This is a genomic window from Calothrix sp. UHCC 0171 (genome assembly GCF_034931845.1).
GTDB lineage: Bacteria > Cyanobacteriota > Cyanobacteriia > Cyanobacteriales > Nostocaceae > Brunnivagina.
The window spans coordinates 1-8,474 of record NZ_JAYGHN010000084.1 but is presented as its reverse complement, the minus strand read 5'-3'; the positions used below and the strand labels follow the sequence as shown (position 1 = coordinate 8,474).

General features: G+C 37.8%; 9 protein-coding genes. 7 read left to right on the top strand and 2 right to left on the bottom strand.

Features of this window, described 5'->3' with window-relative positions; genetic code table 11:
• Positions 1-346 precede the first annotated feature (346 nt).
• From fraC to VB733_RS26950, 3 genes are all read left to right on the top strand, one after another.
• Complete coding sequence (fraC, locus tag VB733_RS26960) at positions 347-916, top strand: filament integrity protein FraC (protein WP_323343123.1); 570 nt, start codon at positions 347-349, stop codon at positions 914-916.
• Positions 917-1,137: 221 nt separating this feature from the next.
• Positions 1,138-2,205, top strand: coding sequence for a septal junction protein FraD (fraD, locus tag VB733_RS26955; protein WP_323343122.1), 1,068 nt, complete (start codon positions 1,138-1,140; stop codon positions 2,203-2,205).
• Between the two features lie 110 nt (positions 2,206-2,315).
• Positions 2,316-3,095, top strand: coding sequence for an ABC transporter permease (locus VB733_RS26950; RefSeq protein ID WP_323343121.1), 780 nt, complete (start codon positions 2,316-2,318; stop codon positions 3,093-3,095).
• A gap of 40 nt (positions 3,096-3,135) precedes the next feature.
• Here the strand turns inward: VB733_RS26950 and VB733_RS26945 are convergent, their stop codons facing one another.
• On the bottom strand, positions 3,136-4,044 hold the full coding sequence (locus VB733_RS26945) for a sugar ABC transporter permease (protein ID WP_323343120.1): 909 nt from the start codon (positions 4,042-4,044) through the stop codon (positions 3,136-3,138).
• A gap of 69 nt (positions 4,045-4,113) precedes the next feature.
• Here VB733_RS26945 and VB733_RS26940 point away from each other — a divergent pair, with 69 nt between their 5' ends.
• The 4 genes from VB733_RS26940 to VB733_RS26925 all read left to right on the top strand — a co-directional run bounded on the left by VB733_RS26940 (position 4,114) and on the right by VB733_RS26925 (position 7,204).
• Positions 4,114-4,668: a hypothetical protein gene (locus VB733_RS26940; RefSeq protein WP_323343119.1), complete on the top strand. Its 555-nt coding sequence runs from the start codon at positions 4,114-4,116 to the stop codon at positions 4,666-4,668.
• Between the two features lie 107 nt (positions 4,669-4,775).
• Complete coding sequence (gene purN / locus VB733_RS26935; RefSeq protein WP_323343118.1) at positions 4,776-5,432, top strand: phosphoribosylglycinamide formyltransferase; 657 nt, start codon at positions 4,776-4,778, stop codon at positions 5,430-5,432.
• A gap of 137 nt (positions 5,433-5,569) precedes the next feature.
• Positions 5,570-6,406 carry a 4-hydroxy-tetrahydrodipicolinate reductase gene (dapB, locus tag VB733_RS26930; RefSeq protein ID WP_323343124.1) on the top strand — a complete coding sequence of 279 codons (837 nt, stop codon included), beginning with the start codon at positions 5,570-5,572 and terminating at the stop codon, positions 6,404-6,406.
• An 84-nt stretch (positions 6,407-6,490) separates the two neighbouring features.
• The gene (locus VB733_RS26925; RefSeq protein WP_323343117.1) at positions 6,491-7,204 is read left to right on the top strand and encodes a phosphate ABC transporter permease; all 714 of its coding nucleotides are present in this window, start codon (positions 6,491-6,493) and stop codon (positions 7,202-7,204) included.
• 16 nt (positions 7,205-7,220) lie between these two features.
• Here VB733_RS26925 and VB733_RS26920 read toward each other — a convergent pair whose 3' ends face one another.
• Positions 7,221-7,838, bottom strand: coding sequence for a precorrin-8X methylmutase (locus tag VB733_RS26920; protein WP_323343116.1), 618 nt, complete (start codon positions 7,836-7,838; stop codon positions 7,221-7,223).
• Between the last annotated feature and the right edge of the window lie 636 nt (positions 7,839-8,474).

The following is an 8,474-nucleotide window of genomic DNA, read 5'->3' as shown; positions in this document are numbered from 1 at the left end:
TTTTCAAGTCAGTGATGTGGAGAGGGTTTTAGGTAACTTTACTTTTCGTTATATACTACTCTGCGAGAAGCCGCCCCGCGTCTAAGGTTTATTTGCACCGTTCTACTTAAATCAATTACTGCAAACAAAACAGATCAACTTTTTTGGAGGGGGTTCGGGGGATTTTCCCCAAATCTTGGTTCTCAACAAATCGATTGACTGACAACCTTAACTGAAGCGTATTGGACTATACCATCCGGAAACTTATGTATCAAACAGCTTCAAAATGCTGGAAGAATGAGATAATTTCCCCCAACAGCCACGACAGTATAGCTATACTTTCTCAAGTTACACAACCAACAGTCGTATGTTTGATTTACCAGGTTTTCCCTTTTTTGATTTAGCCCCAGTATTTCCACTGGGGGCAATCTTGTTCAATTTCTTATTTTTTACACTTACAATCCCAGTTGAAGCCTATGTAATGGCGATTCGGCTCAAATTCGATAAACGTACTAGTATCTTTTATTCCATAGGCATCAATCTTTTTTCTGGGGCATTGGGATGGGTGATATTTTTTCTAATTGAGCCAATTTTGCCCATAGGATTAAAATCTGAGTTAATCAGTTTTGTCTTTTTTGATCAGTTCAATCCTAGCTTGCGTGGCTTAGTTGTCATTACGGCTTTTATTATTTTCTTTGCAACGTTTTTAATTAAATTTTTCTTCTTAAAGCTAGCGTTACTTTCTCTACGCGATCTTAACAAAGTCCCTCAACCTCAAGTTGAAGGACTTTCAACCAATCGTAAAACATCTCGACGTACTACAAATAGATTCAAGTTGCAAAATACCAACTTGTTAACTACCATGCTAATTGCTAATTCCTTAAGTTATACCCTGATTAGTTTGATTATGATACTGCGGACAATTAGAGCCAATTGACAATCGATAATCATTAATAGCTATAGGATTACTATTTAATTCTTGAAAAGATACGTAGGGTGTGTTAACGACAGCGTAATGTACAATTTATAAATATTTACTGCGTTACTTAATTTTTTCAGAAGTAAAACCGGACTCCTGTATAAGCTATTAACTATTAACTAATAACTAATTTGCGAACTCTTCACCACTAAACCAAAAACTAACTAATAACTGAAAATATGCAAATAGTAAGAGACTTATTTGGTCTATTTGGGATTATTGAATTTGTCTATGGGCGTGTCCGCAATATACTAGTTCCACCGCGTGCTTACTCATGGCAAACACTAATTTATCTAAGTATATTTTCTTGGCTCATGTCATCACTATCAGAGCCACCAATCAAAAGTATAATTGCATTTTTGGGATGGGTATTTTTAATTGCTGGTACATCTTGGTATACAACAGATCAGCCTTTACTTATTCCTGGCACTAATATGCCAGTCGGCTCTGTGATAACTGGTTTTTTAGTTAGTGTTTTTGCCTTCGGGCATGAACAAGATGTTCTCACTACTAGAACTATTGTTTTATGGCCGACTATAGCTGCAATAATTACTGCTGTTCCCGAATTTTTTGAAGGAAGTGGTATTGATGTCAAGAGTCAACTTCCGAAAGCAGAAGTCCGCCAGAGGATTATTGTTTTAGTTGCTTGTAGTTTAATCTTAAGTTGCTGGATACAACTATATTTTACTGTTGATAAATGGGTGAGACAATATCCCAGTATCCAAGCAGATGATGTTAGTCGTAGCACTTTTGTGATTAGAACTGAGCCGCAAGCAAAACTTCCAGAAAATGGTGCTTTAATTTTGAATCGTTTGCAGCCAAGAGTGGAGGAGCAACTAACGGCTAGAGTTTGGTCTGAAGTCGAACGCTGGTTAATTGAAGCGCCCCAGAGAGTAAATAATTTAGGCAAAGATGTTATCCAAACTTTGAGTAAACAAAGTGGTAAAAAAGTTGATACATTTCAGCCAGAAGTCATTGAAGAATGGGAATTATGGAATGTGGATGCGAGGGTAAATAATAAGAAAGGTGGTGGATATCAATTAGATTTGTTAACTGTTTGGAATGGTCCAAGTTCTAGTTATAAACGCTATTTTTTGCGTAAATCCTGTCAAATTGATCCGGTTTCAGTTGCCGCAAATTCTGCGACTGTAAATATCCAAAAACCAGGTGAAAAAATTCTCGTTGCGGAAATTCAGTGCGAACCGACACCGAAATTTTTCGCAGGTTCTCCTCCAGCGAAACAGTAGTTGCTAGGGAAAATTGGGTAAAAGGAAAGTATAGACAAGGGAAATGTAGTTGCTATATTTGTGATATTTTCTCCCCAATTCCCCTTAATTATTATCTATATAGTATGATTATGAACTTAAATAGACCTTTTGTACTAGCGAGTAATGTCTTTAAAGAAGTGGTGCGCGATCGCATTTTGTATATCATTGGTATTTATGGGCTAATACTTGTCGTCGCCATGCGTTTGTTGCCAGACTTGGCGGCATCAACAGAGGCAAAGATGCTACCCGATTTTGGTTTGGCGGCAATGAGTGCCCTGGGTACGATTGTGGCGATATTTGTGGGGACGGGTTTAGTCAACAAGGAAATCGAAAAACGGACGATTTTGATGTTAATCTCCAAGCCCGTTAGTCGTGCCGAATTTATCAGTGGTAAGTTCATCGGTTTATCATCAGTTTTAGCCGTATTGGTGGCGGTGATGACGGGTATTTTTTTGGGATTGATGAAAATTGCCAAAGTATCCTACTCTCTTGAGAGTATCGCGATCGCGTCTTTATTTTTACTACTACAATTATGTTTAATCGCTGCTGTGGCAATTACTTTGGGTGTGTTTACCAGTTCATTGCTAGCAACAGCTTTAACCTTTGGTATTTATTTAATGGGTAATATTTCTCAAGATTTACTCAAGCTAGGTAATCTCAGTAATAACCCTACTGTAGAAGGTATTACTAAAGTTTTGTATCTTGTTTTACCCGACTTATCGCGGTTGGATTTGAAAAATCAAGCTGTTTATGGAATGCAAGCATTACCAAACACAACTGCATTAATTTCTAATGCTGGTTATGGATTGCTTTATAGTGTGATGTTATTAGCATTAGCAATATTGATTTTTTCAAAACGTGAATTTTAAAATAGGAATTAAAATATGGGGGAGGAATAACTAAGTTTCCTCACTCACTCCATGTTCGTAATTGTAAATATACAAGAATTAAAGTCACTGCTAAGAGTATTGTTGCGCCTGCTGCGGCATAACCAAAATCGAATTGGGCAAATGCCTCTTGATAAATATAGAAAACAAGTAAATTGGTAGAATTTAAAGGACCACCACCAGTCATAACATAAACCTGTTCAAAACTTCGTAATGTAAAAATAATTGTTGTGACAATTACGAATACTAAAGTTGGACGTAAGCCAGGTAAAGTAATGTACCAAAATTGCTGCCAACCATTAGCACCATCAAGTTCAGCAGCTTCATAACGACTGGGTGGAATTGTTTGCAAACCCGCTAAAAATACCACCATATTAAAACCTATTTGTTTCCAAATACTCAAAATAATTAATACTGGCATTGCCCAAAAAGTATCTCCCAACCAAGATATTGCTGGCTCTATCCCCCACATATTTGTTAATAACATATTCACTGGACCATCAGTTTGAAATATCCAACGAAAACCTAAACCTGCGGCAACTAATGAAACAATTGAAGGAAGAAAATAAGTTGTTCTTAAAATACCTCGAATGGGAATACTGCGATTTAATAATGCTGCTAAACCCAAAGGAATAATCAGGCTCGGAATTACAGTTGCGATCGCAAAATATAAAGTATTACTAATTACCTGCCAAAAATCAGGATTGAGGATTAATCTCGTGTAATTTTTTAACCCAACCCAGTAAGTACCTACTGATGTAAAACTTCCAGCCGTAAAGCTGAGGATAAACAGGTAAATTATCGGAAAAAGTATAAATAATCCTAATAAAATTAATGCTGGAGTCAGAAAAATCCAGGCTGCTAAGGTATCGTTATCTAAAATGTCGCCTTGATGATTACGGGAAGAAATCATGTTATGATTTGTGTTCATTTGTTGACCTCTTAGTAAATTTTCGTAAATATTCAACCATAATCAAGCTGTTTGATATTTGGATATGCAATGAATCATAACAATTTTCAGTTACAGCGATCGCAATTAGCTCAATACGTTTCCCCTAAAATACTATTGGTGGGCTTAGTGACAATAATCACAACTTTAAGTCAAGAAGTCATTGCCAAAGCAAATTCAAATCCACAAGCATCTCAAATAACAACGCTCACCCAATCATCTCAGCCAGTTCAGCAGCAACTAATCGGACATTGGCAAACCAAAAATGCCTCCAATTCAGAAATTATGAATTTTATTTTCACTGCTGAAAAAAAATTATTTATGTGGTCGAACTCTGATAATCTTGCATACGAGTTAACTTACAAAGTGAATTCAGAAACAAAACCTATGCAGTTAGATATTATCCCCACAGACATCAGTCAAAAGGTCGAAACAATTTTTGAAATCACTGTTGATGGTAAAATGCGGTTAGAGATTATTAATTCTGGTCCAGGTAAATCTAGACCAACTAATTTTTCTAGCACCACACCGAGTTTTGAAAGAATATCGTCATCGATAATTCCTCCCAAAAATATTAGATTTTTTGACCCCACAGAAAAGAAATAAACATCTCATTTAATACTAATTCAAATATAAATTTTTAGCTCAATTTTAGCTCCATAACCTACTAATTGCTCTCTTGAAGCTCAATCTTTTTCCTGTATTTATCCGCAATGAAAACGACTATTCCTAATTCACCACCAAGCTTGATTTGTCCTCCTATCGATAATACTTTTGCTAATCGAGAAAATCCAGCAAAAATAGGAATATTGGCTTCTGGTAATGGCAGTAATTTTGAAGCAATTGCTCAGGCAATAGAAAGTGGACAACTGAATGCTGAAGTTCGGGTTTTAATCTACAACAATCCTGATGCATACGCGGCAAAACGTGCAGAAAATAGAAATATTCCGGCAGTCTTATTGAATCATCGCAACTACAATAAACGTGAAGACTTAGATGTCGCTATTGTCGATATTTTACAGCAAAATGAGATAGAAATAGTTGTCATGGCAGGATGGATGCGAATAGTTACACAAGTTTTGATTAATAAATTTCCGAATAGAATTGTTAATATTCATCCGAGTTTATTACCCAGCTTTAAAGGCTCCCGCGCCATCGAACAAGCATTTTTAAGTGGCGTAAAAATTACAGGTTGTACAGTGCATTTAGTTTCCTTAGAAGTTGATAGTGGTGAAATTTTAATGCAAGCGGCTGTTCCCATTTTACCCAATGATACTTTAGATAGCCTTCATGCCAGAATCCAAGTAGAAGAACATAAAATTTTACCTGCCGCAATTTCACTAATGTTACTGAAGAAGAATGTAATTTAATTAGATAATTTGGATAATTTTGTGATTCGTGAAGTTGGCGATCGCAAATTTAAAATGGATTGGGAATTAATAAATTGATTTGCGAACACCAAATTCCCCTAAAATTCGTTTGTTAGCTCAAAACACATATCTGAATGATGACCAACCAAAGTAAGATTCCAGTAATTGTTAACGGTGCTGCGGGTAAAATGGGGCGTGAAGTGGTGAAATCGATCGCCCAAGCAGCCGACATGATATTAATGGGTGCTTTAGATACCAGTCCCGAACACCAAGGTAAAGATGCAGGAGAATTAGCTGGTTTAAGTGAACCTTTAGAAGTTCCAATTACTAACCAACTGGAAGCGATGTTGGGGTATGTTGCAGGGGAACGGCAAATGCAACCAGGGGTAATGGTAGACTTTACCCATCCTAGTGGGGTTTATGATAATGTACGGAGTGCGATCGCCTATGGTATTCGTCCAGTCGTTGGCACAACTGGTTTGAGTCCCGAACAGTTACAAGATTTGGGAGACTTTGCTGAAAAAGCCAGCACTGGTTGTTTAATTATTCCCAACTTTTCCATTGGTATGGTGTTATTACAACAAGCAGCAGTAACAGCATCAAAATATTTCGACCACGTGGAAATAATTGAATTGCATCACAATCAAAAAGCTGACGCACCAAGCGGTACTGCTATTCAAACCGCTCAACTCCTAGCAGAGATGGGTAAAACTTTTAACCTACCTCAAGTAAAAGAAGAAGAGAAAATCAAAGGTGCAAGAGGTAGCGAAGCCGGAGAAGGTATTAGAATACATAGTATCCGCTTACCTGGACTAATAGCCCACCAGGAAGTTATATTTGGTGCAGATGGACAAATATATACATTACGTCACGATACATCGGATCGGGCTTGTTACATGCCAGGAGTTTTACTCGCAATTCGCAAAATTCAACAGTTAAAGTCTTTGGTATATGGATTAGAAAAAATATTATAGGCAGTCGGGAATAGGGAATGACTGGAATCTTTTGTTCCCTTCCCCAGTCCCATCAACCTTTCCCATTCTTCGAGTTCATAAAAAATGCTTGTTCCACTCACCCGCGAAAAGTTTGAACAACTCATCCCTCTGATTGCTACAGGTCGTCAGTATAAATATTATTGGGGGAAATTTCCCAGCTTTTTACAGAGGTTGCTCATTTCCGTAGTTGCTGCGGCGATCGTTTTATTATTTGTAGTTTTATTCAGACTAGACTTTGATCTTGTTATCTTCATACTGGGGATAGTTGGAGCCTTTTATTGGTTATGGAGTCCAGCTTTTCAAGCCAGCCAGCGAAACTTAAAATGTCGTCGCTACAAATATAGCGGTTTTTTCCGAGGTCGCATACTAGATTTTTGGATTACCGAAGAATTAATCAGTAAGCAAGAAACCGTTAATAACAAAGGTGATTTGGTGATTGTTGAAAACCGTGAAAAGCGAATTAATTTGGAAATAGAGGACGAAACCGGATTTATTGCCGAATTTCAAGCCCCATTACAGGTTGCTTATAAAGCTATTTCCCGTGGTCAATGGGCAGAATTGGTGGTCATGTCTAATCGTGCAGACCTTAGCACTATTGAAGAAATCAGTGATGTCTACATTCCTAGTCGTGACCTATGGGTCAGCGATTATCCCTTTTTACGGCGTGATTTTTTTGCCGCAGTTAGCAGTCGTTTGCGTGATAATGAAAATGATACGCCTCAACGTCGCCGTCGTTCATCTGGAAGCAATAGACCCAGACAAAAAAATGATTATTAAATCACTTCTAACTTAATTATCCTTCTTGCCCATATGCCTGCCAGGCTAAATCAATCAAGCCATCCACAACCGCAGATGCGACTACAGCATTACCCTTACGCCCTTCAATCATAATATTGGGTATTAGCGAATCTCGTAGCTTTTCCTTGGCTGTATCGACACCTATAAACCCTGCTGGAGTCGCGATGATTAGAGCAGGTTTAATTTCCTCAGCTTCAATTAACTCCACCAGCATAGAGAGTGCAGTTTGTGATTGCCCCACAACAAAGATGCCTTCTGGGTATCGTTTTGCCAGTGTTTTAGTACCCCAAGCCACACGTGTCTTTCGATCTTGTGGAGTTGTTACTGCATCAAAACTACAAAATATTGGATTCGCAAATGTATTTTGGATATCGTATGCAATACCCACTTGTACCATTGGCATATCCACAATGATGGTAGTACGTGCAGACAAGGCTGCCGCAGCCGCTTGTAGGGCACGTTCTGAGAAACGAAGCAAAGATTGATATTCAAAGTCTGCCGTGGCATAAATAACCCGTCGTACTATTTCATACTCTGCGGGTGAAAAAACATGATCACCAATTTCTTGGTCGATTATTGCCAAACTTTGAGCGTCAGTTATGTGCCATTCCATTACATTTACATTTATGCCATCAGTCAACAGCATTCAGCTTATACTATTTTGGATTTTAGTGAACTACCCACACTACCAACGCATATCAACAACTCACTTTCAGAAGCAGAGCAAGATCGCAAACACGTAGAAAAAATAACTTAACCCCAGTTTCTCTAATAAATTTTCAATTCACAAACAAGAAAAAACGCTCCTGATAAGCTTAGGACTGACGCAAGCGTCACAATATAAGGTCAACTGGCACATACCTTCCAATCTGAGTTTAATGCTTATAAGCCTTAATTTATAACTGTTACAGCTAAATTAAGCCAATGTGACAGTTCTACTGAAAATGTGCCAGTTGCGTAAGTCCTGAAGCTCTTAAATCTAAATCAACAAATACATTCCTAAACGAGTTTAAGTTTTTGAAGCAGGTAGAAACGCTACGCGCTTCAAATCACGATGTCTTTGTTTGTGAATACTCTTGCTAATGTATGCCACACCACCCTCCACCGACACTTGAATGAAAATAGCTCGATTGGTTGAGTTACATGCTTAAGTAATGGAATTATGGAGATGATTCTTTGTCGCCCAGATATTTCTTCGCATAAAAAACCTCTTACAGAAAAAATTTCGGAATATGTAAGCGTCAAAAAA

Excerpts from the sequence above, each read along its gene's own strand:
- fraC (WP_323343123.1), top strand. The coding sequence starts at position 347 with ATGTTTGATTTACCAGGTTTTCCCTTTTTTGATTTAGCCCCAGTATTT.
- fraD (WP_323343122.1), top strand. The coding sequence starts at position 1,138 with ATGCAAATAGTAAGAGACTTATTTGGTCTATTTGGGATTATTGAATTT.
- VB733_RS26950 (WP_323343121.1), top strand. The coding sequence starts at position 2,316 with ATGAACTTAAATAGACCTTTTGTACTAGCGAGTAATGTCTTTAAAGAA.
- VB733_RS26945 (WP_323343120.1), bottom strand. The coding sequence starts at position 4,044 with ATGAACACAAATCATAACATGATTTCTTCCCGTAATCATCAAGGCGAC.
- VB733_RS26940 (WP_323343119.1), top strand. The coding sequence starts at position 4,114 with ATGAATCATAACAATTTTCAGTTACAGCGATCGCAATTAGCTCAATAC.
- purN (WP_323343118.1), top strand. The coding sequence starts at position 4,776 with ATGAAAACGACTATTCCTAATTCACCACCAAGCTTGATTTGTCCTCCT.
- dapB (WP_323343124.1), top strand. The coding sequence starts at position 5,570 with ATGACCAACCAAAGTAAGATTCCAGTAATTGTTAACGGTGCTGCGGGT.
- VB733_RS26925 (WP_323343117.1), top strand. The coding sequence starts at position 6,491 with ATGCTTGTTCCACTCACCCGCGAAAAGTTTGAACAACTCATCCCTCTG.
- VB733_RS26920 (WP_323343116.1), bottom strand. The coding sequence starts at position 7,838 with ATGGAATGGCACATAACTGACGCTCAAAGTTTGGCAATAATCGACCAA.